Origin of the sequence: Pseudomonas sp. Irchel s3f19 (assembly GCF_900187555.1) — a bacterium.
Taxonomy (GTDB): Bacteria; Pseudomonadota; Gammaproteobacteria; order Pseudomonadales; family Pseudomonadaceae; genus Aquipseudomonas; species Aquipseudomonas capeferrum.
Genome location: NZ_FYDW01000004.1, coordinates 215,571 through 238,709, shown reverse-complemented (window position 1 = coordinate 238,709; position 23,139 = coordinate 215,571). Strand labels below are relative to the sequence as shown.

Below are 23,139 nucleotides of genomic sequence, written 5' to 3'. Positions count from 1 at the left end.
ACCCGAAGACGATCCCGGAGGGATGCTGATCGTGCACATCGCCGACATCACCATGTTCTACGCCCCCGCCAGCGGCGGCGTGCGTACCTATCTTGATGCCAAACACCGCCGCCTCGATGCCCTGCAAGGCGTGCGCCACAGCCTGTTGATCCCCGGCGCCAGCGCGCAACACGCCGATGGCATCTACCAGGTGCCCGCGCCGCCCCTGCCCTTCGGCAACGGCTACCGCTTCCCGGTGCGTCTGGCGCCCTGGTGCAATGTGCTGCGTAACCTCAAACCCGACCTGATCGAAGTCGGCGACCCTTACCTGACCGCCTGGGCTGCCCTGGAGGCACGCCGCCAGCTCGACGTACCGGTGATCGGTTTCTACCACTCCGACTTGCCGCTGCTGGTCAGCAACCGCATGGGCAACTGGTTCACGCCCAATGTCGAGGCCTATGTCAGCAAGCTGTACGGCAACTTCGACCGGGTGCTGGCGCCCAGCCAGGTGATGGCCGACAAACTGCGCCGCCTGGGCATCCGTGACGTGCACGTGCAACGCCTGGGTGTGGACCTGGCCACCTTCAACCCCGAGCACCGCGACCCGCACCTGCGCGCCGAACTGGGGATTGCCGACACCAGCCGCCTGTTGATCTACGCCGGCCGTGGCTCGCGGGAGAAGAACCTGCCGGTGCTGCTCGACTGCATGCAGCGCCTTGGCCGCCCTTATCACCTGCTGCTGGTCGGCTCCAACATGCCGGTCAATGTGCCGGATAACGTCAGCGTGATCGACCACTTCTGCCCACCGCAAGAGGTCGCCAGGCTGATGGCCAGTGCCGACCTGCTGGTGCATGCCGGCGACCAGGAAACCTTCGGCCTGGTCATCCTCGAAGCCATGGCCAGCGCCACGCCGGTGGTGGCGGTGCGCGCCGGCGCCTTTGGCGAAATCGTCAACGAACAGTGCGGGCGGCTGTGCCAGGCCAACGACGGCACAGCCATGGCGCAGGCCGTGCGCCAGGTGTTCGAAGAGGGCGTGCGCACGCTCGGCAGCCAGGCCCGCCGCCATGTCGAGCAGCATTATTCATGGGACAACGTGGTGGCCGGCTTGCTGCAGCATTACCAGGCGGTGCTCGGCCACCAACCGCTGGTGCGCGCCCATGGCTGATAGCGCCAGCGCCCCCCGCAGCCTGATGCTGGTGCTGCACGACATCGCCCCCGAGACCTGGCCCGACTACCAACCCTTCGTCCAGGCCATCGATGAGATGGGCGGTGTGCCCATGACTTGGCTGGTGGTGCCGGACTTTCACCACCGCAACCCCCTGCACCGCTCGCCAACCTTCTGCCGCCTGCTCGAACGGCGCCTGGCGCTGGGTGACGAGCTGGCGCTGCATGGTTTCTACCATGCCGACGACGGCACGCCACCGCGCAGCCCCGGCGCGTTCTTCATGCGCCGCATCTATACCCACGAGGGCGAGTTCTATGGGCTTGATCAGCAGCAGGCCCTGCAGCGCCTGGAGCAAGGGCTGGCAGTTTTCGACCGGCAAGGCTGGCCGGTTGCCGGCTTCGTCGCCCCGGCCTGGCTGATGAGCGAAGGCACGCGCCAGGCATTGCGCCAGCTGCCGCTGCGCTATACCAGCACACCGCAGCACCTGTACCGCCTGCCGGACTTCACCGCCATCGAAGCCCCCGGGCTGGTCTGGAGCGCCCGCAGTGCTTGGCGTCGAGGGCTATCGAAGATGCTTTGCGACTGGCAATGCCGGCGTTGGCGTGAAGCCGGCACCGTGCGCCTGGGCCTGCACCCGGTGGACATGCGCCACAAGGCGTCGCGCGAATACTGGCTACGCACCTTGCGCGCACTGTTGGCACAAGGCCGTGTGCCGTTGACCAAGTCCGCCTGGCTGGACGGCCAGGCCAGCGCATGAACCGCCTGGGCTGGCTGGGCCTGGCACTGCTGGGCGCCGTGCTGGTGCCGATAGTGCTGGGCGGTAGCGAATTGCTGCCCAGGCTTCAACGCTTCGACCCCGGCCTGTTGCTGACGCTGCTGGGCATGATCCTGCTGTGCTGGGTGATAAATGCCCTGCGCCTGCGCCTGCTGCTCGGCCAGCAAGGTGCTCAGCTCAAGTACCTGCGCAGCCTCGGCGTGGTCATGGCCACCGAGTTCGCCATCTGCACCACCCCGGGCGGCAGCGGCGGCCCGCTGACCCTGATGGCCCTGCTGGCGCGGGACCGCATCGGCCCGGCGCGCAGCGGCGCGGTGTTCGCCATGGACCAGCTGAACGACCTGCTGTTCTTCTTCTGCGCGATGCTGGCGATTGCCGGCTATGCGTTGTTTCACAGCCTGGGGCACAGCCAGCAAAGCATGTTGCTGGGCAGCGCGCTGCTGCTGTGCTCGGCGTTGGTCGTGGTGCTGGGGCTGCTGCGCTACCGGCGCGCCATGATGCGCTTCAATGGGCGCCTGTTGCGCCGCCTGGGCATGTCCGAATGCCGTAAACGCCGCTGGGCGCGCAAGCTGCTGCACTTCATCGACGCCCTGGCCCAGACCTGGCGCCTGCCCAAACGCACCCTGGCGCTGGTGTTCACGCTGACCTGCGTGCATTGGGGCCTGCGCTACAGCGTGCTGTACCTGGTGCTCAAGGGTTTGGGCGTGGAACTGTCGTGGATCCCCAGCTTTCTGGTGCAGATGCTCTCGCTCAGTGCTGGTCAGTTCAGCCTGCTGCCAGGCGGCGCGGGGGCTGCCGAGCTGACCTCGGCAAGCCTGCTGACGCCCTTGGTGGGCAGTTCGACAGCGGCTGCGGCGATCGTGATCTGGCGTGCGGTCACTTACTACTTTTATCTGCTGGCGGGGGGGCCGGTGTTTGTCTGCCTGCTGGCGCGTCCGTTGCTGGAACGCTGGCGGCGTCAGGCGGGTTGAGCTGGCGCCAGAGCTCGGCAGCACCGGGGAAGTCGGTGCCGTCGGCGTCGGCCAGGGCCTCGGGGTCATAGCGGGCCAGGCAGCCCTCGCCGAGGGTTGGCGGGGGTGAGGCGGTGGCTTTGTCGCGGGGGTCGGCCATGGCGTTTCACTCAGGGATTGCCGGGGCTGCTACGCAGCCCCGTGTCGCTGTCAGTCGAACACCACCGTCTTGTTGCCATGCACCAGCACGCGGTCTTCCAAGTGATAACGCAGGCCGCGGGCCAGCACCATCTTCTCGACATCACGGCCGAAGCGCACCATGTCTTCGATGCTGTCGGCATGGCTGACACGGACCACGTCCTGTTCGATGATCGGGCCGGCATCCAGCTCTTCGGTCACGTAGTGGCAAGTTGCACCGATCAGCTTCACGCCGCGCAGGGCCGCTTGATGGTAGGGCTTGGCACCGACGAACGACGGCAGGAAGCTGTGGTGGATGTTGATCACTTTTTCAGCGTAGTCCTGGCATAGCTGCGGTGGCAGGATTTGCATGTAGCGGGCCAGCACCACCACATCGGCAGCGTGCTCCTGAACCAGGCGCGACACTTCGGCGAAAGCTGGCGCCTTGTCCTTGGGGTCGACCGGCACATGGAAGAACGGAATGCCGTGCCACTCGACCATGCTGCGCAGGTCATTGTGGTTGGACACCACGCACGGGATATCGCAATCCAGCTCGTCGGTGTGCCAGCGGTGCAGCAGATCGGCCAGGCAATGGGATTCGCGGCTGGCCATCAGCACCACGCGCTTTTTCTGCGCCGAGTCGGTCACCCGCCAGGTCATGGAGAACTCTTCGGCGATCGGCGCAAACGCCTCGCGGAATGCCTCGATACCGAATGGCAGGGATTCGGCACGGATTTCATGACGCATGAAGAACCAACCACTCTGTTCATCGGAGTGGTGGCTGGCTTCGTTGATCCAGCCATTGTACAAGGCCAGGAAATTACTGACTTTCGCCACGATGCCAACACGGTCGGGGCAGGCGATCACCAGACGATAGGTGCGCATGAATGAGACTCCAGAACTTCGCAAAGGCGCTCATTCTAGCGGCCCGCCAGAAAAAACGCAGTATGGATTGCACGGCGCGTCTTGTGCGCACCTGCCCACACACACGGCACGCCGCCGCGCATCGCCATGACAAAATGCAGGGGCTTATGTAAATTTTTGTTCACGTGGAGAAATGTTGTCACAGCTTAATTAACAGTTAATTGCCCAATTCCATGTTTACTTGCGAGTATGGCCTGTCTATTATTGGCCCACACATTTCTGAACACGTATTAAAGGAACACTCCATGTCCCTGATTAACGAGTACCGCGCCACCGAAGAAGCCATCAAGGAACTTCAGGCCCGCCTGGCCAACCTGTCCCAGGATGACAAGCTGAAGCAAGAGCTGGAGTTCGAAGGCAAACTGCGCACGCTGATGGGCGAGTACTCCAAGTCGCTGCGTGATGTGATTGCCCTGCTCGACCCAGAGTCGAAACTGAGCAAGGCGCCACGTGGCGCGGTCAAGGTCACCGCCACTAAGCGTGCGCGCAAGGTCAAGCAATACAAGAACCCGCACAATGGTGAAGTGATCGAAACCAAAGGCGGCAACCACAAGACCCTGAAAGAATGGAAAGCCAAGTGGGGTGGTGACGTGGTTGAAAGCTGGGCGACCCTGCTGGACTGATAGTCCGCACGCTCACATTGCTTGACGCAACAAAAACGCCGGCTCGATGCCGGCGTTTTTGTTTGTCCACTCAGCGCGCAATTGCAAATTGTGTCTTCAGTTTACTGGCGTGTTCCTGCCAGGCGTCCAATACCCGGCGGCCCGCCTCGTCGGCGCTTTCCCAGGCACGCTGGCGCGCCTGCTCGAAATCACCCAGGGTATTCGGCGCGCCCCACTGGGGGTCGCTCAGACGGTGCTGACAGAATGCATACCAGCGCTGGCGCTCTTCGCTATTCAAGGTGTCAGGGAAGTTGCGTGCCCGATAACGGAACAACAGTTCAGGCATGCGCGGGTCATCGAACATCCAGTGCCCCTGGCCCAACTGCGCAGGTTCCAGCGTGCGAACTTGCTCGCACAAACGGCGGTCGCGGTCCCCTAGAAAACCGTCATACAACTGTTGTTCAGGGTCTTCACTCGGGGCGAAATCATCATTGCCATAAATGTGCGCCAGCTTGTCTTGCCAGTCCGCCTGTTGATTGGCCAATTGCTCGCCGCGCCATTGTAACAACGTCAAGTCCACACCCAGGCGCTGTTGATCGGCCGGGCGCAATACCGAGAGCGGTGCCAGCACCGGGCAACGGTTGATTTGCACCAATTTAAGCGGAACGGGTAATTCACCTTCTGCCAGATCTTCATGCCGGGTATACAAGCGCTGGCGAAGAACTTCGGCACTTTCCCGTATTAACGGTAGGGTTTCCTGATGCAGGTCGCAGACAATCAGGGCATTGCGATTGCGCGGGTGCCACGCCAGCGGCAGGACCACCCCCAGGTAATTACGCGCCGCCGAAAATCGCCCAGAGATATGGACCAGTGGCTGCAACAAACGAATCTGCTCCATCACTTTATGTTTGCTGCGCAACTGAAACAGCCACTCATACAACTTCGGTTGTTTTTGCCGAATCAAGCGCGCCAGGGCAATGGTGGCCCGCACGTCGGAAAGTGCTTCGTGGGCATGGCCATGGTCGATGCCATTGGCTTTGCTGAGCAGTTCAAGGCGCAGGCTGGTGCGGCCATCCTGCTGCGGCCACTCGATGCCTTCAGGGCGCAGTGCATAGGCCGTGCGCACGATGTCGATCAGGTCCCAGCGGCTGTTGCCGCCCTGCCATTCACGGGCGTAAGGGTCAAAAAAGTTGCGGTACAGGCTGTAACGCGTCACCTCATCGTCGAAACGCAAGGTGTTGTAGCCGGCACCACAGGTGCCAGGGCGCGCCAGTTGCTCGTGCACGCGGGTCATGAACTCGGCTTCGCACAGCCCCTGGGCTTGCAGTTGCTGCGGGGTGATACCGGTTACCAGGCAGGCGGCCGGGTGCGGCAGGATGTCGTCGGAGGGGTTGCAAAAGAGGCTGATCGGTTCTTCGATCTCGTTGAGGTCGAAATCGGTGCGTACACCGGCCACCTGCAGTGGCCGGTCGCAGCGCGGGTTGATGCCAGTGGTTTCGTAGTCGTGCCAGAAAATGCTGGAGCTCACGGGGTCGTCCTGTATCAAGGTCGACCCGATTCTAGCGCGATTCTCGCGCGCCAAGGCTCAGGGGGAGTCAGGCGGATGCGTTGGCGGGGCGGAAACTGAAATAGTCGCGCAACGAGCGGACGAATTCATCGTACTCGCGGGGCGCCTGCAGCAACATGAAGCCGGAATCGTAGTTGCCGGGCGTCTGGTCTTCGCGGCACCACAGGCAACTGGCGGTGAGGTTGATGAACTGATACCCGCCACCGGCCAGCGGCAAGCGCAGTTGCAGTTCGTAGTCTGGCCCGACCAGTACCGGCAGTTGGCTGATCAGCATCAGCCCATCTTCGGAGGCATTACCCAGCTGGCCGATCGCCTGATCGGTAAAACGGTTGAAGACCTTGAGAACGCAGGGCAACTGATGGCGTTCGATATGCCGCTTGTTGAACATGATCACAAGTGCAGTCCGTACCCGGTGCCAGGAATGCGAGGTACTGGCGGTTGTTGTAACAACTGAGTTACAGATTAGCGCAGCGCGCACGGTAAATCCCGTGAAATAAATCACACCTTGGCATTAACGCCAAGGGGTGGCCTTCACCGGGTTGGCCACGGCCGCTTCGGCACCGCGGTAATGGCCAAGCTGCTCCAGTGTTTGCAGGCGAGCCTGGGCGCGGTACGCGTATTCGTTGCCGGGGTACTGCTGGATCAGGTACTCGTAGGTCTGCGCTGCATCCACGAACAGCTTCTGGCGCTCCAGGCACTGGCCGCGCAGCAGCGACACCTCCGGGTGGACGAACGGTCGCGCGCGGCTGGTGCGGTCAACCTGCGACAGCTCCAGCATGACCCGCTGGCAATCGCCGCGGTCATAGGCACGGTAGGCGTTGTTCAAGTGGTGGTCCATGGACCAGCGGGTGCAGCCGACGGCGCTGGCCGCCAAGGCTAAAACGATCAGGGCTCGCATGGGGGGTCTCCTTTGATGCCAGTGTATCGGCCTTTGCCGATAAATCTTCACACCCTTTTGCAAGGATGGCCTGACCGTTCAAACGCCACCCTGCCTCGCTCGCAGGTAGTGCAACGGAACAATGACTACAGCGCGATTCAGGAGTAGCCTTTCGCTGCGCTTCACTATAGGAGTCTGTGCATGACCATCCGCCGTACCAAAATCGTCGCCACCCTTGGCCCCGCCAGCAACTCGCCGGAAGTGATCGAACAACTGATCCTTGCCGGCCTGGACGTGGCACGTCTGAACTTCTCCCACGGCACCCCGGACGAGCACAAAGCGCGCGCCCGCCTGATCCGTGACATCGCCGCCAAGAACGGCCGCCATGTCGCTTTGCTGGGCGACCTGCAAGGTCCGAAGATCCGCATCGCCAAGTTCAGCAACAAGCGCATTGAATTGAAGATCGGTGACACGTTCACCTTCTCCACCGCCCACCCGCTGACCGAAGGCAACCAGGACATCGTCGGTATCGACTACCCCGACCTGGTCAAGGACTGCGGCGTTGGTGACGAACTGCTGCTCGACGATGGCCGTGTGGTCATGCGCGTCGAGACCGCTACCGCTGATGCACTGCACTGCGTGGTGATCATCGGTGGCCCGCTGTCGGACCACAAAGGCATCAACCGCAAAGGTGGCGGCCTGACCGCGCCGGCCCTGACCGAAAAAGACAAGGCCGACATCAAGCTGGCCGCGGAAATGGACCTGGACTACCTGGCCGTATCGTTCCCGCGTGACGCCAGCGACATGGAATATGCCCGCAAGCTGCGTGACGAGTCCGGCGGCAGCGCCTGGCTGGTGGCCAAGATCGAGCGTGCCGAAGCCGTTGCCGACGACGAGACCCTCGACAAGCTGATCGCCGCCTCCGACGCAGTGATGGTTGCCCGTGGCGACCTGGGTGTGGAAATCGGCGACGCCGAGCTGATCGGCATCCAGAAAAAGATCATCCAGCACGCCCGCCGCAACAACAAGGCGGTGATCGTGGCGACCCAGATGATGGAGTCGATGATCCAGAACCCGATGCCGACCCGCGCTGAAGTGTCCGACGTGGCCAACGCCGTGCTCGACAACACCGATGCGGTGATGCTGTCGGCCGAAAGTGCTGCCGGTTCCTACCCGATCGAAGCCGTACAGGCCATGGCGCGGATTTGCCAAGGTGCCGAAAAGCACCCGACCAACCAGAAATCCAGCCACCGCCTGCACACCACCTTCGAGCGTTGCGACGAAAGCATCGCCCTGGCGGCCATGTACACCGCCAACCACTTCCCGGGCGTCAAGGCGATCATCGCCCTCACCGAAAGTGGCTACACCCCGCTGATCATGTCGCGCCTGCGTTCGCACGTGCCAATCTTCGCCCTGTCGCCGCACCGCGCTACCCAGGCTCGCGCCTCGATGTTCCGTGGTGTCTACCCGATCGCCTTCGACCCGGCTTCGCTGCCGGCCGACAAGGTGAGCCAGGCGGCGGTCGACGAACTGCTCAAGCGTGGCCTGGTGCAACAGGGTGACTGGGTGATCCTGACCAAGGGCGACAGCTACCACACTATCGGTGGCACCAACGGCATGAAGATCCTGCATGTCGGTGATCCGCTGGTCGGCTGATAGCCTTCCTGGGGGGGCCGCTCTGCGGCCCCTTCGCGGGGCAAGCCCGCTCCCACAGTTACCCTTCTGAACTCAGGCGCAGTCAGGTCCCTGTGGGAGCGGGCTTGCCCCGCGAAAGGGTCGGCATAGGCGCGCAACATTCCTCAGGCATGCTCGACAAACACATCGGCAAACACCTGGTTCCTCGGCACCCCCGCAATAAACAGCCGCCGCGCAAACCGCTCGACACTCCCCGGCGAGCCACACAGCAGCGCGATGGTCTGCCGTGATGACGGCCGCAACGCCGCCAGCGCTTCATTCAACTGCTCCGCCAGCACCTGCTCGACACGCACCCCGTCCATTGCCAGCAACGGCTCAGCCAGATAATGCCCGGCGTGCTCACGCGCCACATGCAGCACCCTGATCTCACCCCGATGCCCCTGGCGCAGCGCCTCGCGCAAGATGCCCCACAATGGCGCAAGCCCCGTCCCGGCCGCCAGCAACCACAGCGCACGGTCCTGCCAGTCCGGGTCATAATGCAACGCCCCGCCCCTCAGCTCGCCCAGACGCAGTTCATCGCCAACCCGCAAGGCCCGGGCCTGGTCACAGAAAGCCCCTGGCCGCTGGCAATCGACATGAAACTCCAGCAAGGCGTCTTCACCCGGCAGGCTTGCCAAGGAATACGGTCGCGCGACCGCACCGTTCCACAGCACCAGATGCTGGCCGGCCTGATACCGCAGCGCCCGCTCCGGCCGCAGGCGCAAGCGCAACACATCGCCAAACCAGTCCAGTTCACACACCGTTGCGGGCACCCCTTCGAGCTGCGGGTCGTACACCGCCACGCGCAGGTCGTCCACCACCCGGCACTGGCAGGCCAGGCGCCAGCCCTGTGCGTGCTTGTCCAGCGCCAACGCCTCGGGCAGCGCATCCACCGGTTGCCCATCCAGGCAATGCACCAGGCAGGCGTGGCAACTGCCCGCACGGCAGCTGTAGGGCACATTCAAGCCTGCCTCGTTCAAGGCATCGAGCAGGTTACTGCCGGTGGGCACCGTCCAGCGGCGCTCGCCCACACAGAGTTCAGGCATGGTCATTACTTCCTTGGTCTACATCGCCACTCTAAGGCAAGCCGCTATCGGCAGCAAAAAGGATGCCCGCCGCACTGCCGACCATGGTCCAGACCACGCGCAGGTGTTTCGCACGGTGAGGCGCGCTATACTGCCGCGCCTTTTTACGTCGGCCTGACCTGCCGACGCCTTGCCAGGCGTTTCGACACACAGGTGTGCAGTGTCGGAAAGCCTTTACGAATGTTCCCGTCTTTAAGAGGAGCGCGCTGCATGACCGTGATCAAGCAAGACGACCTGATTCAGAGCGTCGCCGACGCCCTGCAATTCATTTCGTACTACCACCCCGTCGATTTCATCCAGGCGATGCACGAGGCCTACCTGCGTGAAGAGTCGCCTGCCGCGCGCGACTCCATCGCCCAGATCCTGATCAACTCGCGCATGTGCGCCACCGGCCACCGCCCGATCTGCCAGGACACCGGTATCGTCACCGTGTTCGTGCGTGTGGGCATGGACGTGCGCTGGGACGGCGCCACCCTGAGCGTCGACGACATGATCAACGAAGGTGTGCGTCGCGCCTACAACCTGCCTGAGAACGTCCTGCGCGCCTCGATCCTGGCCGACCCGGCCGGTGCCCGCAAGAACACCAAGGACAACACCCCGGCCGTCATCCACTACTCGATCGTCCCTGGCGACAAGGTCGAAGTCGATGTCGCAGCCAAAGGCGGCGGCTCGGAAAACAAGTCGAAGATGGCCATGCTCAACCCGTCCGACTCGATCGTCGACTGGGTGCTGAAGACCGTCCCGACCATGGGCGCCGGCTGGTGCCCACCTGGCATGCTCGGCATCGGCATCGGCGGCACCGCCGAAAAAGCTGCGGTCATGGCCAAGGAAGTGTTGATGGAGTCCATCGACATTCATGAACTCAAAGCCCGTGGCCCGCAGAACCGCATCGAAGAGATCCGCCTGGAGCTGTTCGACAAGGTCAACCAGCTGGGCATCGGCGCCCAGGGCCTGGGCGGCCTGACCACCGTGCTCGACGTCAAGATCATGGACTACCCGACCCACGCCGCCTCCCTGCCGGTGTGCATGATCCCGAACTGCGCCGCCACCCGTCACGCGCACTTCGTGCTCGACGGCAGCGGCCCGGCCGAGCTGGAAGCGCCATCGCTGGACGCCTACCCGGAAATCGTCTGGGAAGCCGGCCCAAGCGCCCGTCGCGTCGACCTCGACTCGATCACCCCGGAAGAAGTCGCCAGCTGGAAGCCAGGCGAGACCATCCTGCTCAACGGCAAGATGCTCACCGGCCGCGACGCCGCGCACAAGCGCATGGTCGAGATGCTCAACCGTGGCGAAGAACTGCCGGTCGACCTGAAAGGCCGCTTCATCTACTACGTCGGCCCGGTCGACCCGGTCGGTGACGAAGTGGTAGGCCCAGCCGGCCCGACCACTGCTACCCGCATGGACAAGTTCACCCGCCAGATCCTCGAGCAGACTGGCCTGCTGGGCATGATCGGCAAGTCCGAGCGTGGCCCGACCGCTATCGAAGCGATCAAGGACAACAAGGCCGTGTACCTGATGGCCGTCGGCGGCGCCGCCTACCTGGTGGCTCAGGCGATCCGCAAGTCCAAGGTCCTGGCGTTCGCCGAGCTGGGCATGGAAGCGATCTACGAGTTCGAAGTGAAGGACATGCCGGTCACTGTCGCGGTGGACAGCAACGGTGAGTCGGTGCACATCACCGGCCCCGCGCTGTGGCAGAGCAAGATCGCCGAAAGCCTGGCGGTTGAAGTGAAGTGATTCACCCTCCGGCCTGATCGAAAACGCCCGGCATCTGCCGGGCGTTTTCATTTACAGGCTGCGCTCGAACTGCTCTGGCCAGTCGCGCCGGGTAAACACCTGCCCCTGCTCCCTTACCCGCCGCACCGCCGCCAGGTCCACGTCACAGATCAGCCACTGGCTGCCGGCCGGGTCAAGCTCGGTACTCAGGGCCACCACTCCGTCCTTCGGCATGCCATGGTCCGGCGGCACAAACAACCCGGCCCGCCCAATGTTCTCATCCAGCGCCTGCGACCACGCGGCCAACCCCACCGTGGGGCTCTGCAACACGGCAATCTGGTTCTCCAGGGCCCGCGCCTGGGCACCAATGCGCACCCGGTGGTAACCGGCTTCGGTATCGGTGCAGCTCGGTGCCAGAATCAGGTCGGCGCCCCCTTCTGCCAGGCGCCGTGCCAGCATCGGGAATTCGTTGTCGTAGCAGATCAGAATGCCCAGCCGCCCCAGCTGGGTATCGAACACCTTCAGGCCATCGCCCGGGGCAATGTCCCATTGTTCCCGCTCGAAGCGCGTCATCATCAGCTTGTCCTGATGCCCCAGTTCACCCTCGGGGCCAAACAGCCAGGCACGGTTGCGATAACGGCCATCGCTGTCCTGCACCGGCAGGCTGCCGGGCTGCAGGTAGATGCCCCAGCGGCGAGCAATGCGCTCGCACAGCGCTTTCCAAGGTTCGATCAAGGGCTGGATACCGGCGATAGAAGCCTTCAAATCACCCCGCTGCTGCACAGGTAACAGCCCGCTGAGTACCAGGCCCGCGTATTCCGGCAACAGCAGCAGCTGAGCGCCGGCCTCGGCCGCTTCGGCGCACAGACCCTGCAGATGATCGACGTAGGCATCCCAGGTCTTGTGCAGCTCGATGGCATACTGGCAGGCCGCGAGGCGGGTCATATCGGCAGTTCCTTGAGCCAGAACGACATGATCTTTTCAGACGATTCCTGTTCATCCAGGTCGCGCCAGGCATAGTGGGTGCGCAACGAGGGGTCGTGCAGGAACCCACGATTGCGCCAGAACCCCTGCAAGGGCTTGTAGTGCGCCGGGCGCAGCGGGTGCACGCCCGGCCGTTCCACGGCACAGAAGGCGCAATAATCGAACTCGGCGAGTTTGTGGGCGTAGGACTCGCGCTCGATGAAAAAACGCACCCCCAGCCCTTGGCCACGGTACTCCGGCAGCACCACCGACTCACCGAAGTAGTACACGCTGGCCGGGTCACGCCCCTGGGCCAGGAACGGCTGCTGGAACTCGGCGGCAACGTCCACCAGCGGCAGGCTGGTGGCGGCACCCACCACCCGGCCGGCGTCCAGCGCCAGTACCACCAGGCTGCGCCCGGAGCGGGCATAGGTAGATAAGTAGTCGGCCTCGTACTCCGGCGTACCGGCGTACAGGTAGGGAAACTCGCGGAACACGGTCAAGCGCAGGCGAGCGAGGTCATCGATGTAAGGCGCGATAGCGGCGCCGTGCAACAGGCGGATTTCCATGCTTGGCGGTCGTTTTGTCGATGTGGATGACGCGCTCGGCTAAGCCGGGCTTGAGGGGAAACCCTATCATCCAAGTCAACGCACCGCCTTTTCCCAACACGACAGGAATTGTTCCATGACCGCTACCGAACTGGTAAATGCCTACTACGCCGCCTTCAATGCCGGTGACATGCCCGGCTTTCTCGCACTGCTGAACGAAGATGTGATCCACGACATCAACCAGGGCGAGCGGCAGATGGGCAAGGCCAGGTTTGCCGCGTTCATGGACAAGATGAACCGCTGCTACCGCGAGCGCCTGGCCGATATCGTGGTCATGCAGAATGCCGACGGCAGCCGCGCAGCCGCGGAGTTCACCGTGCATGGCGAGTACATCGCCGATGACGAAGGCCTGCCCGCGGCCAACGGGCAGACCTATGTGCTGTCGGCGGGGGCGTTCTTCTATATCCACTGCGGCAAGATTGCCCGGGTGACCAACTATTACAACCTCAATGACTGGGTCGAGCAGGTCGGCTGAATCTGCTTACGCTTTTGTAGGAGCGGCCGTGTAGATCAGGCGATACGTGTACCCAGCACCTTGAGGAAAGCCGCCAGCCAGGCCGGGTGCGCAGGCCATGCCGGCGCGGTCACCAGGTTGCCTTCCACATGCGCCTGGTCCACCGCGATATCAATGAACGTCCCGCCCGCCAAACGCACCTCCGGCGCACAGGCAGGGTAGGCACTGCATTCGCGCCCTTCCAGCACACCCGCCGCTGCCAGCAACTGCGCGCCATGGCACACCGCCGCAATCGGTTTGCCTGCCTGGTCGAACGCCTTGACCAGCTCCAGCACCCGCTCATCCAGGCGCAAGTATTCCGGGGCACGGCCACCGGGGATCAGCAAGGCGTCATAGCTTTCGGCACGCACCCGCACAAAGTCATAGTTCAGGGCAAAGTTGTGCCCCGGCTTTTCGCTGTACGTCTGCTCACCCTCGAAATCATGGATCGCGGTGCGCACGGTCTGGCCCGCAAGCTTCTCGGGGCAGACAGCGTGCACCGTATGACCAACCATGCTCAGGGCCTGGAACGGCACCATCGCTTCGTAATCCTCGACGTAGTCGCCAACCAGCATGAGAATTTTCTTCGCCGTCATCGCATCCACTCCTTCCATTGCTTGTGAACAGTCACTGCACGATAGTCGCTCTCAGTCACGCCGGTCGAGCAGGTTGACCACCAGACGGTCGAGCCAACCCCATACCCGCTGCTTCACCCGTCGCCACAGCGGCCTGGCGTTCCAGTGGTCGAGGTCGACCTCTTCGCTCAAGGCGAAGTCACGCTCGAAACTGGCCACCACGGCAGCGGTCAGCGGCGGGTCCAGGGCCTCGACATTGGCCTCGAGGTTGAAACGCAGGTTCCAGTGGTCGAAGTTGCACGAACCAACGCTCACCCAGTCGTCCACCACGGCCATCTTCAAGTGCAGAAAACACGGCTGGTACTCGAAAATCCTCACCCCGGCGCGCAGCAGGCGCGGGTAGTAACGATGCCCGGCATAGCGCACCGAGGGGTGATCGGTGCGCGGTCCGGTCAGCAGCAGGCGCACGTCCAGGCCCTTGCTGGCCGCGCGGCGCAACGAGCGGCGCACACTCCAGGTCGGCAAGAAATAAGGCGTCGCCAGCCACACCCGCTGCTTGCCGCTGTTGAGCGCGCGCACCAGCGAATGCAGGATGTCCTGATGCTGACGGGCGTCGGCATACGCTACCCGGCCCATGCCTTGCCCCTGCGCAGGCACCTTGGGCAGGCGCGGCAGGCCGAAACCTTCAGCTGGGCGCCAGGCGGTGCGCCGGTTGTTGGCGTGCCATTGGCGGTCGAACAACAACTGCCAGTCGCTGACCACCGGCCCCTGCATCTGCACCATTACCTCGTGCCATTCGCTGGTAGCGCTGGCCGGCGTCCAGAACTCGTCGGTGACGCCCGTGCCCCCCACCACTGCCCAGCGCTCGTCCACCAGTAGCAGCTTGCGGTGATCGCGATACAGGTTGCGCAAGCCACGCTTCCAGCGCAGGCGGTTGTACCAGCGCAGGTACACGCCTGCTTCCAGCAGCCGCTGGCGCAGGGCACTGTTGAAGGCCAGCGAGCCATAGTCATCGAACAGGCAGCGCACCCGCACACCGCGCCGGGCGGCGTGTTCCAGCGCTGCGACGACCGCTTCGGCGCAGGCGCCAGCCTCGACCAGATACAGTTCGAGGTCGACCTGGAACTCGGCGCGCGTGATCGCCTCAAGCATGCGAGGGAAGAATTCGGGGCCGTCGATCAGCAGTTCGAACTGGTTGCCATCCCGCCAGGGGAAGACCGGCCCCGGCATGTCAGCGGGCGGTGAAGATCAGCACCGCATTGACCGGTACCGATGGGTTGATGGACTTGAGCCCGGCAAACTTGCGCAGGCTCTCCAGCCCCGGCATCAGGCCGAAATCCTCGGCGCGCAGTACCAGGGGCTCCAGGGTCACCACCTGGAAGCGCCGCTCGTCCAGCCGCGTGGCCAGCAGCAAGGCGTTGTAGCGGTGGGATTGGCCATGCAGGGTAACGGTCAGCGGCAGGCGCAGTTCGATTTGCGCACCGCTGGCCAGGTCGTTGATCGGGCGCAGGTCCAGTTGCGCCTTCACCGTCGCCTCGGCAAAACGCTCGACCTCGAACAGACCGTCGCGCATGCGTTCGTCGCGCAAGGGGATACCGCTGCTCACCGAGTCCATCTCGATGCGCAGGCCGGCCGCGCCCTTGCGGTCTACCGTGCCATGCAGCACCAGGAAGCGATGGACTTCGGCGGTATCACCGTTCTTGCCGGTAATGAACGACAGGCGCGATGACTCGCCATCGAGGTGCCAGTTGGCGTGGGCGGGCAGGCATAGAGCCAGCAACAAGGCGGGCAGCAGGCGGGGCAACTTGAACATGACAGATCTCGTGAAACAAGACCGCAACCTTACCCGCCCGCCATCATGGCAGCAAGCGGCAGCCCACGCGTGCGCCCTGCCATGCGGCCTGGTTACGCCGGCCCAGGCCCTCGGCCGTGACCAGGCGCTGCGCACTGTTTTCCGCCAGCAGGCCAAGGGGCAGCCATTGCTTCACGTACCCCCGGCAATACGCCGGGTCAAACCCCATGACGAAGCGGCATGAGCAGTACTCCTTGGCCGAGTAGGCCGAAAGAATGCCCGGGAAGTCCGCCAACGCCTGACGTGCCTGCCAACCGCTCCATCCCAACGACACGCCAAGCAGCGCCAACAGCACCAGCAGCACCAGCAGCACCCGCCTCATGCGCCCTCCCCGGCCAGCGCCGCCAGTACCCGTTCGAGCAGTTGGTCATGCTGGTAACTGTCGCCTCGGTCATCGGCATAGCGAACGATCACCAGCTTCTGCGTCGGCAACACGTACAGCGCCTGGCCCCAATGACCGAGCGCGGCGTAGGTGTCAGCCGGCGCATGCGGCCAGGGACGAGCCCCGCCTGGCGACGCGGTGTTGAGCCACCAGTGGCCGCCTGGGTTGGCCTCGCCGGGTACAGCCTCGGCCAGGGCAAACGGCGTGCGGTTGAACGCCACCCATGTCGCAGGCACCAGTTGGCGCTCGCGCCAGCGCCCGTCGCGCTGCATCAGCAGGCCGATGCGCGCCAGGTCACGGGCAGTGAGGTACAGGTACGAAGACCCGACATAGCTCCCCGCGCCATCGCGTTCCCACACCGCGCTGTTGATGCCCAGCGGCGTGAACAGCGCCTGCCACGGGTAGTCGGCATACTCCCCGGCATCGAGCATGCCGCGCAGGGCCGCTGCCAACAGGTTGCTATCGCCGCTGGAGTAGAGAAAGCGCTGCCCCGGTAGCTGCGCCGCAGGCCGCGCTGCGGTATAGGCTGCCATGTCCTCACGACCACGGGTGTAGAGCATGGCCACCACCGAGGAGTGCAATGGTGCGTATTCGTAGTCTTCCTGCCAGGCCAGGCCGCTGGCCCAGTGCAGCAGGTCTCCCAGGCGCACCTGTGGGTGTGCCTGCATCGGGGGGTAGAAGCGGGCTACCGGGTCCTGCAGCTGGAAACGCCCTTCGCCTTGGGCCACGCCCAGTAGCGTGGCCAGCACGCTCTTGCTCACCGACCAGGTGAGGTGCGCGGTGCTGGCGGTGGTGGGCGCGGCGTAGCGTTCATGCAGGATGCGGCCGTCGCGGATGATCAGCAGGGCGTCGGTGCGCAGGCTGCCGTCAGGGGGGAAGGCATAGGCGTCGACGGCTTGCCAGTCGATGGGGGTGGGGTCGGTTTGCCAGTCGGGGGCCGGCCAGTCTTCGGCCCAGGCTGGGGCCACTGCCAGGCTGAGGGTTGCCAGTAGGGCTTTCAGGGTATCGAGCACTTGGGCCTCGGCGCCATGGGGCCGCTTTGCGGCCCCAGCATTCAATGGTTCACCGAGTCTGCCTGCCCTTCATGACAATCCCGCAGCCGCCCAGGCCTTGGCCAAACGCTTATCCCGCGCCGCCGCCGCCAACGCCAACACCCCCTGATCACGCTGCCAGAGCTGCGCCCACTGCGCAGGCCCCGCCAGCAACGCCTCATCGATGTCGGCGCGCAGCGCCTGGAACTGGCCAAACAACCCCGCCAGCAGCAAATGGCAACCGACACTGTCGGCACACTGGCGGCTACCCTCGGCACAGCCGGCCAGCACGCTCAGCAAACGCAGACGCAACGCCTGCGGCCACGCACATTCCTGGCCGACGCCATACAGCCAGGCCGTCAACGCGGCGAGCACGTACAGGTCCTCCAGCGAGCGGAACGGTTTGACGTAAGCATCCCAGCCATCGCCTGCCAGCAACTCGCAAGCCGCCTGCTCCAGGTGCAGGCGGCCATGGCCGACTTCGGGCATCAGCGGCAAGGTCGGCAACGCTTCCAGCGTCACGCCCGGCTCCCCCGGGTACACCACCGCCAGGTTCAGCCGCACTGCCTCGCCTGGCGCTTCGCTGCGCGCGGCCACCAGCAGCCACTCCGCCTCAAGGCCGGCGGTGACGAAATCCTTGCTGCCGCCAAGGCGCAAACCGTCGAGACGGGTGCGCATGTCTGCCGGCCGCACGCTGCGCCGTTCGGTCGCGCACAGTGCGCCGAGGCTGGGTGGCGCACTGGGCCAGAGCACCCGCAAGGCGGCCTGGTAGCCGACCAGAAACGCCAGGCCCGGCGTGGGCATGGCGCGCCCGCCAAGCACCGCCAGTTCGAACGGGGCTACCTGGCCAAGGCGCTCGAGCAGCGCGGCGTAGGTTTCACCCAGGGTGCCGGCCATAGGGAGGCGCAGCGGGTCGTTGAGTCGTTGTAGCCAAGCCATCGCAGGATGCTCCTTGCTGGGGCGTGTGGGAGGGTGTCACGCAAGCATCACCAAAGATTCACAGGGGTGACACCCCGTCTACCTAGGCTGACTTTGCACAACAAAGCCGACCGGCCGCAACCCTTCATGGCTGGCTTATGGAGACTCGTAATGACTCGGATCGCTCACGCTGGCGACACCAGCACTGCACGCCGTCTGCAAGCCGAACGCCTGGTCGGCGCCACGGCCCTGCAGGAAGCCCAGGCCCTGCGCTACAACGTGTTCAGTGCAGAATTCAAGGCCAAGCTCAAAGGTGCCGAACACGGCCTGGACATGGACGACTACGACCCGCACTGCCGCCATATCGGTGTGCGCGACCTGAGCACCGGCGAGCTGGTAGCCACCACCCGGTTGCTCGACCACCAGGCGGCCAGCAGCCTGGGCCGTTTCTACAGCGAAGAAGAGTTCAGCCTGCACGGCCTGGTGCAGTTGCAAGGGCCGATCCTGGAGCTGGGGCGCACCTGCGTGGCCGCCGACTACCGCAACGGCGGCACCATCGCCGTGCTCTGGGGCGAGCTCGCCGAAGTACTCAACGAAGGGCGCTACAGCTACCTGATGGGCTGCGCCAGCATCCCCATGCAGGACGGTGGCGTGCAGGCCCATGCGGTCATGCAGCGCCTGCGCGAGCGTTACCTGTGCACCGAACACCTACGTGCCGAGCCGAAAAAACCCCTGCCAAGCCTGGCCCTGCCCAACAACGTCATCGCCGAAATGCCACCGCTGCTCAAGGCCTACATGCGCCTGGGTGCGAAGATCTGCGGCGAGCCGTGCTGGGACGAAGACTTCCAGGTTGCCGACGTGTTCATCCTGCTCAAGCGCGACGACCTCTGCCCGCGCTACGCCCGCCACTTCAAGGCGGCGGTCTGATGCCCCAACTGCGGGTACTGGCCCGCCTGACACGGCTGCTTCTGGTCCTGCTGCTGGGCATGCTGATGGCCAGCGTGATCGCACTTGGCGAACGCCTGGGCCTCAAAGCCTCCATCGAGCGCCGGCAACGTTGGAGCTGCCTGTTCATGAAGCGCCTGGTGGCCGCCTTGCCGTTCAAGGTGCGGGTAATCGGCCAGCTGCCGCAGCGGCCGATGTTGTGGGTCAGCAACCACGTCTCCTGGGCCGACATCCCACTGCTCGGCATGCTGCAGCCGCTGTCTTTCCTGTCCAAGGCCGAAGTCCGTCACTGGCCGGTGGCCGGCTGGCTGGCAGAGAAAGCCGGCACGCTGTTCATCCGCCGCGGCGGTGGCGACAGCCAGCGTCTGCGCGAGCAGATCAGCACGCAACTGGGCGAAGCCCGGCCACTGTTGATCTTCCCGGAGGGTACTACCACCAACGGCCATGGCCTGCGAACGTTCCACGGCCGGCTACTGGCAGGCGCCATCGACCAGGGCGTGGCCGTTCAACCCGTGGCGATCCAGTACTTGCGCGATGGCGTGATCGACCCGATTGCGCCTTTCATTGGCGATGATGACCTGGTGTCGCACCTGCTGCGTCTGTTTGCCCAGCCGCGTGGCGAGGTGTGCATTCACCTGCTGCAACCGATTGCCAGCGCGCAGAAAGAGCGAGCGGTACTGGCCTTGCAGGCGCAGCAGGCCATTCATGGGGCGTTGTTCGGGGTTGAAGAGGCAGTGAGGGTGCCACAGCGGCAGGCGCGGGCTGCCTGATTGGCTTGGGCTGCCTGTACCCGCGAAGAGGCCGGGGCAGGCAATACATGACTAACTGCCCGACACCCGCCCCACCGCCGCAAACGCCTGCAACTGTGGATAGAACTCACGAAAGTCCGCCAGCAACGGCTCATACAAACGCTCCAGCTCCGGCATCACCCCGCTCATCCCCGCCGGCCGCGACAGCCGCCGCGCAATGCCGTTGAACACCTGCTCCAGCGTCGCAAAATCGCCATACGCCCCCAGCCAGTCATCCGCCGCCATGAACGGCGCAATGCGCGCCAGGCGCCCCGGCAACTCAGGCTCAGCCAGCAGCACCCGATAAAAATTGCCGGTGAACTGCGCCAACGGCTGCTCGGCATAATCCGCCCAATGCTGCGCCAGGCAGTGGTCGAAAAACACATCGAGGACAATGCCGGCAAAGCGCCGTCGCTGTGCGGGGAAACGTGCCAACGCTGCCAGTACCACGGGATGGCGGTCGGTATAACTGTCGATGTGCCGGTGCAGGCGGATCGCCGCTTCCAGTGCCGGCGGAAAGCGCCCCTCCAGCGTGCCCTTGACGAAATCGCCATACAGGCTGCCGAGCAATTGCTGCGGCGCAGGGCCGCCCAGGTGCAGGTGTGCGAGGTAGTTCATGGCGCAAGTCTAGCACCGCCCAGGCCTATATCGTCATCACACGATATAGCGATTGGTGCTCAGCTCAGAACGACTTCATATTTGTATATCGCGAAATACCGATTTAAATTTCGCCCTACCGCGATTTACCGCTTCACCACGAGCCCCACCCCATGCCCCTCGATCTGGACGAAATAATAAAAGCCCTGGCCCACCCGGTACGGCGACAAATCCTCGACTGGCTGAAGGACCCGGCAACGCAGTTTCCTGACCAGCACCACAGCACCGAACACGGCGTCTGTGCCGGGCAGATCGATCAACGCTGCGGCCTGTCGCAGTCGACCGTTTCTGCGCACCTGGCCATCTTGCAGCGCGCCGGCCTGATCAACAGCCAGAAGATCGGCCAATGGCACTTCTTCAAACGCAATGAGGAGACCGTTCAGGCCTTCCTCGCCCAGTTGAGCCGAGCGCTCTGAAAAGGAAACCGCATGACTACGCTCTTCGACCCGATCACGCTGGGCGACCTGCAACTGCCCAACCGCATCATCATGGCCCCGCTGACCCGCTGCCGCGCCGATGAAGGCCGGGTGCCAAACGCATTGATGGCCGAATACTACGTGCAGCGCGCCAGCGCCGGGCTGATCCTCAGCGAAGCGACTTCGGTCACGCCGATGGGGGTCGGCTACCCCGACACCCCAGGCATCTGGAACGATGAACAGGTGCGCGGCTGGAACAACGTCACCAAGGCCGTGCATGGCGCCGGCGGGCGCATATTCCTGCAACTGTGGCATGTCGGCCGCATTTCCCACCCCAGCTACCTGAACGGCGAGCTGCCCGTGGCACCCAGCGCAATCAAGCCCAAGGGCCATCTCAGCCTGGTGCGTCCGCTCACCGACTACCCCACACCGCGCGCACTGGAAACCGAAGAGATCGTCGACATTGTCGAGGCATACCGCAGCGGCGCCGAAAATGCCAAGGCCGCCGGTTTCGATGGTGTCGAGGTGCATGGCGCCAATGGCTACCTGCTCGACCAGTTCCTGCAAAGCAGCACCAACCAGCGCACCGACCGCTACGGTGGTTCGCTGGAAAACCGCGCACGTTTGCTGCTTGAGGTGACCGACGCCGCCATTGAAGTGTGGGGGGCAAACCGCGTGGGCGTGCACCTGGCGCCGCGTGCCGACTCACACGACATGGGCGACGCCGACCGGGCCGAGACCTTCACCTACGTCGCCCGTGAACTGGGCAAGCGCGGCATCGCCTTCATCTGCTCGCGGGAGAAAGACGCCGACGACAGCATCGGCCCACTGATCAAGCAAGCGTTCGGCGGCCCCTACATCGTCAACGAGCGTTTTGACAAGGCCAGTGCCAATGCCGCGTTGGCCAGCGGCAAAGCCGACGCCGTGGCGTTCGGCGTGCCATTCATCGCCAACCCAGACCTGCCGGCGCGCCTGGCGGCAGATGCCCCCTTGAACCCGGCACACCCGGAAACGTTCTACGGCAAGGGGCCGGTGGGGTACATCGATTACCCGCGCTTGTAAGCGGATCGGCCGCCGGGGCGCGTTGCCCCGGCGGTTAGGCTCAAGGCCGCGCGTTGATCTGCTGTTGCAGGTTCTGGACCTGGCTTTGCAACGTATTCAGGCTGCGGGTCATCTGCCCACGGAACGCATCGAACTCCTGCACCGAAGCACCGCTCGATGACGGCGCAGCAGCCGGGCGATTGTCGATCTGACTCTTCAACACCAGCATGTCCTGCTCCAGGTTCTGGATCGCCGCACTCGGGTTGCCCTGCTTCTTCAGCGCCGCCACATCGCTGCCTAGGCTCTTGAGCTGAGTATCCAGCTTGCCGCCATCCACCTGCGCCGCTTTCAAGGCGGCCACATCCGTGGTCAAGGTCTTGAACTGGGCATCCAGCTTGCCGCCATCGACCTGGCTGGACTTCAGCGCAGCCAGTTCGCCATTCACCAGCTTCAACTGCGCCTGCAACTGGGTCTGCAGCTCAGTCACGGCTTTTTGCTGTTCACGGGTATCGGCCAGCACCTGCTCCAGGCGCTTGCCCAGGTCACCGGTCTGCCCGGCCACCCCTTGCTGCAACTGACGGATCTGCAGTTTCAAGGCCTCGCTGCCGGTCGTGACCGTCGATTCGCTGGCCGCCACTTTGCCGCTGATGGCCTGCAGCCGCCCGGCCGCCTCTTCGCTGATGCGGGCAAAGCTTTCCTGGGTCGCGACCAGTTGCTGCTCCATCAGCGATATCTGCTGAAAGCTCCACCAGCCCAACCCCACCAAGGCGATGAACGACGCCCCCAGCAGCGCCCACAGAGGCGCGGTGCTGGCCCCACGCTCGGCTTTCTGGCGATTGCGCACCACGTGCGCTGGCATCAGTTCGTCATCGTCGGGGGTGCCGGCCCTCAGGGTAGGCACATCATCGTAATCGTCGTGAGCATGGTTACGCATGGATACATTCAACCGCAGTAGTCGCAAAGAGGCACGAGTATAAACTGC

27 protein-coding genes are annotated in these 23,139 nt (G+C 64.1%); 11 read left to right on the top strand and 16 right to left on the bottom strand.

Features of this window, described 5'->3' with window-relative positions; genetic code table 11:
- The first annotated feature begins 22 nt into the window (after nt 1-22).
- Genes CKW22_RS13020 through CKW22_RS13010 form a run of 3 tightly spaced genes read left to right on the top strand, consistent with a single transcriptional unit; the run spans nt 23 to nt 2,890 of the window.
- A complete protein-coding gene (locus CKW22_RS13020; RefSeq protein WP_033702769.1) occupies nt 23-1,144 on the top strand; it encodes a glycosyltransferase family 1 protein in 1,122 nt (373 codons plus the stop codon).
- A complete protein-coding gene (locus tag CKW22_RS13015) occupies nt 1,137-1,901 on the top strand; it encodes a DUF2334 domain-containing protein (RefSeq protein WP_047583946.1) in 765 nt (254 codons plus the stop codon). Before CKW22_RS13020 ends, CKW22_RS13015 begins: the two co-directional genes overlap by 8 nt.
- A complete protein-coding gene (locus CKW22_RS13010) occupies nt 1,898-2,890 on the top strand; it encodes a lysylphosphatidylglycerol synthase transmembrane domain-containing protein (RefSeq protein WP_033702771.1) in 993 nt (330 codons plus the stop codon). Before CKW22_RS13015 ends, CKW22_RS13010 begins: the two co-directional genes overlap by 4 nt.
- On the opposite strand, the gene CKW22_RS27820 is transcribed toward CKW22_RS13010, so the two are convergent.
- Together CKW22_RS27820 and purU are read right to left on the bottom strand one after the other, a co-directional pair.
- A complete protein-coding gene (locus CKW22_RS27820; RefSeq protein WP_095064208.1) occupies nt 2,796-3,029 on the bottom strand; it encodes a hypothetical protein in 234 nt (77 codons plus the stop codon). The genes CKW22_RS13010 and CKW22_RS27820 overlap by 95 nt on opposite strands.
- Before the next feature lie 50 nt (nt 3,030-3,079).
- The gene (gene purU / locus CKW22_RS13000; RefSeq protein WP_033702772.1) at nt 3,080-3,931 is read right to left on the bottom strand and encodes a formyltetrahydrofolate deformylase; all 852 of its coding nucleotides are present in this window, start codon (nt 3,929-3,931) and stop codon (nt 3,080-3,082) included.
- 284 nt (nt 3,932-4,215) lie between these two features.
- Between purU and mvaT the strand changes: the two genes are divergently transcribed.
- Nucleotides 4,216-4,593 carry a histone-like nucleoid-structuring protein MvaT gene (gene mvaT / locus CKW22_RS12995; RefSeq protein ID WP_033702773.1) on the top strand — a complete coding sequence of 126 codons (378 nt, stop codon included), beginning with the start codon at nt 4,216-4,218 and terminating at the stop codon, nt 4,591-4,593.
- A 70-nt stretch (nt 4,594-4,663) separates the two neighbouring features.
- Here the strand turns inward: mvaT and sbcB are convergent, their stop codons facing one another.
- The 3 genes from sbcB to CKW22_RS12980 form a co-directional block, all read right to left on the bottom strand.
- Nucleotides 4,664-6,100 (bottom strand): exodeoxyribonuclease I, encoded by a 1,437-nt coding sequence (sbcB, locus tag CKW22_RS12990; protein ID WP_033702774.1) that lies wholly within the window; start codon nt 6,098-6,100, stop codon nt 4,664-4,666.
- A gap of 67 nt (nt 6,101-6,167) precedes the next feature.
- A complete protein-coding gene (locus tag CKW22_RS12985; RefSeq protein ID WP_033702999.1) occupies nt 6,168-6,527 on the bottom strand; it encodes a PilZ domain-containing protein in 360 nt (119 codons plus the stop codon).
- A 123-nt stretch (nt 6,528-6,650) separates the two neighbouring features.
- On the bottom strand, nt 6,651-7,037 hold the full coding sequence (locus CKW22_RS12980; RefSeq protein ID WP_095064207.1) for a tol-pal system YbgF family protein: 387 nt from the start codon (nt 7,035-7,037) through the stop codon (nt 6,651-6,653).
- A 180-nt stretch (nt 7,038-7,217) separates the two neighbouring features.
- Between CKW22_RS12980 and pyk the strand changes: the two genes are divergently transcribed.
- On the top strand, nt 7,218-8,672 hold the full coding sequence (gene pyk / locus CKW22_RS12975) for a pyruvate kinase (RefSeq protein ID WP_033702776.1): 1,455 nt from the start codon (nt 7,218-7,220) through the stop codon (nt 8,670-8,672).
- Between the two features lie 143 nt (nt 8,673-8,815).
- Here the strand turns inward: pyk and CKW22_RS12970 are convergent, their stop codons facing one another.
- The gene (locus CKW22_RS12970; protein WP_095064206.1) at nt 8,816-9,736 is read right to left on the bottom strand and encodes an iron-sulfur-binding ferredoxin reductase; all 921 of its coding nucleotides are present in this window, start codon (nt 9,734-9,736) and stop codon (nt 8,816-8,818) included.
- 249 nt (nt 9,737-9,985) lie between these two features.
- Between CKW22_RS12970 and CKW22_RS12965 the strand changes: the two genes are divergently transcribed.
- On the top strand, nt 9,986-11,509 hold the full coding sequence (locus CKW22_RS12965; RefSeq protein WP_033702778.1) for a fumarate hydratase: 1,524 nt from the start codon (nt 9,986-9,988) through the stop codon (nt 11,507-11,509).
- A 51-nt stretch (nt 11,510-11,560) separates the two neighbouring features.
- Here the strand turns inward: CKW22_RS12965 and CKW22_RS12960 are convergent, their stop codons facing one another.
- Both CKW22_RS12960 and CKW22_RS12955 read right to left on the bottom strand, forming a co-directional pair.
- A complete protein-coding gene (locus CKW22_RS12960; protein WP_033702779.1) occupies nt 11,561-12,433 on the bottom strand; it encodes a carbon-nitrogen hydrolase family protein in 873 nt (290 codons plus the stop codon).
- Entirely contained in the window at nt 12,430-13,020 is a 591-nt protein-coding gene (locus tag CKW22_RS12955; RefSeq protein WP_047582709.1) for a GNAT family N-acetyltransferase, read from the bottom strand. The genes CKW22_RS12960 and CKW22_RS12955 overlap by 4 nt, the downstream gene beginning before the upstream one ends.
- Before the next feature lie 115 nt (nt 13,021-13,135).
- On the opposite strand from CKW22_RS12955, the gene CKW22_RS12950 reads away from it, so the two are divergent.
- On the top strand, nt 13,136-13,534 hold the full coding sequence (locus CKW22_RS12950; protein WP_033702781.1) for a nuclear transport factor 2 family protein: 399 nt from the start codon (nt 13,136-13,138) through the stop codon (nt 13,532-13,534).
- Between the two features lie 35 nt (nt 13,535-13,569).
- On the opposite strand, the gene CKW22_RS12945 is transcribed toward CKW22_RS12950, so the two are convergent.
- The 6 genes from CKW22_RS12945 to CKW22_RS12920 form a co-directional block, all read right to left on the bottom strand.
- Complete coding sequence (locus CKW22_RS12945; RefSeq protein WP_033702782.1) at nt 13,570-14,148, bottom strand: DJ-1/PfpI family protein; 579 nt, start codon at nt 14,146-14,148, stop codon at nt 13,570-13,572.
- Between the two features lie 51 nt (nt 14,149-14,199).
- Nucleotides 14,200-15,357, bottom strand: a complete 1,158-nt coding sequence (locus CKW22_RS12940; protein ID WP_033702783.1) for a phosphatidylserine/phosphatidylglycerophosphate/cardiolipin synthase family protein — start codon at nt 15,355-15,357, stop codon at nt 14,200-14,202.
- 1 nt (nt 15,358) lies between these two features.
- The gene (locus tag CKW22_RS12935) at nt 15,359-15,940 is read right to left on the bottom strand and encodes a YceI family protein (RefSeq protein ID WP_033702784.1); all 582 of its coding nucleotides are present in this window, start codon (nt 15,938-15,940) and stop codon (nt 15,359-15,361) included.
- Between the two features lie 43 nt (nt 15,941-15,983).
- Nucleotides 15,984-16,301 carry an amidase gene (locus CKW22_RS12930; protein ID WP_095064205.1) on the bottom strand — a complete coding sequence of 106 codons (318 nt, stop codon included), beginning with the start codon at nt 16,299-16,301 and terminating at the stop codon, nt 15,984-15,986.
- Nucleotides 16,298-17,362: a serine hydrolase gene (locus CKW22_RS12925; protein ID WP_033703001.1), complete on the bottom strand. Its 1,065-nt coding sequence runs from the start codon at nt 17,360-17,362 to the stop codon at nt 16,298-16,300. The genes CKW22_RS12930 and CKW22_RS12925 overlap by 4 nt, the downstream gene beginning before the upstream one ends.
- Before the next feature lie 81 nt (nt 17,363-17,443).
- Nucleotides 17,444-18,331 carry an acyl-CoA dehydrogenase gene (locus CKW22_RS12920; RefSeq protein ID WP_033702786.1) on the bottom strand — a complete coding sequence of 296 codons (888 nt, stop codon included), beginning with the start codon at nt 18,329-18,331 and terminating at the stop codon, nt 17,444-17,446.
- A gap of 150 nt (nt 18,332-18,481) precedes the next feature.
- Between CKW22_RS12920 and olsB the strand changes: the two genes are divergently transcribed.
- Nucleotides 18,482-19,237: an L-ornithine N(alpha)-acyltransferase gene (gene olsB / locus CKW22_RS12915; protein ID WP_047582707.1), complete on the top strand. Its 756-nt coding sequence runs from the start codon at nt 18,482-18,484 to the stop codon at nt 19,235-19,237.
- A complete protein-coding gene (locus tag CKW22_RS12910; protein WP_033702788.1) occupies nt 19,237-20,025 on the top strand; it encodes a lysophospholipid acyltransferase family protein in 789 nt (262 codons plus the stop codon). The genes olsB and CKW22_RS12910 overlap by 1 nt, the downstream gene beginning before the upstream one ends.
- Nucleotides 20,026-20,076: 51 nt before the next feature.
- Here CKW22_RS12910 and CKW22_RS12905 read toward each other — a convergent pair whose 3' ends face one another.
- On the bottom strand, nt 20,077-20,661 hold the full coding sequence (locus tag CKW22_RS12905; RefSeq protein WP_033702789.1) for an ACP phosphodiesterase: 585 nt from the start codon (nt 20,659-20,661) through the stop codon (nt 20,077-20,079).
- A 152-nt stretch (nt 20,662-20,813) separates the two neighbouring features.
- Between CKW22_RS12905 and CKW22_RS12900 the strand changes: the two genes are divergently transcribed.
- Both CKW22_RS12900 and CKW22_RS12895 read left to right on the top strand, forming a co-directional pair.
- Entirely contained in the window at nt 20,814-21,116 is a 303-nt protein-coding gene (locus tag CKW22_RS12900) for a helix-turn-helix transcriptional regulator (protein ID WP_033702790.1), read from the top strand.
- A 12-nt stretch (nt 21,117-21,128) separates the two neighbouring features.
- Nucleotides 21,129-22,178: an alkene reductase gene (locus CKW22_RS12895; protein ID WP_033702791.1), complete on the top strand. Its 1,050-nt coding sequence runs from the start codon at nt 21,129-21,131 to the stop codon at nt 22,176-22,178.
- A gap of 40 nt (nt 22,179-22,218) precedes the next feature.
- Here the strand turns inward: CKW22_RS12895 and CKW22_RS12890 are convergent, their stop codons facing one another.
- Nucleotides 22,219-23,091, bottom strand: a complete 873-nt coding sequence (locus CKW22_RS12890; protein WP_033702792.1) for a hypothetical protein — start codon at nt 23,089-23,091, stop codon at nt 22,219-22,221.
- Nucleotides 23,092-23,139: the final 48 nt, after the last annotated feature.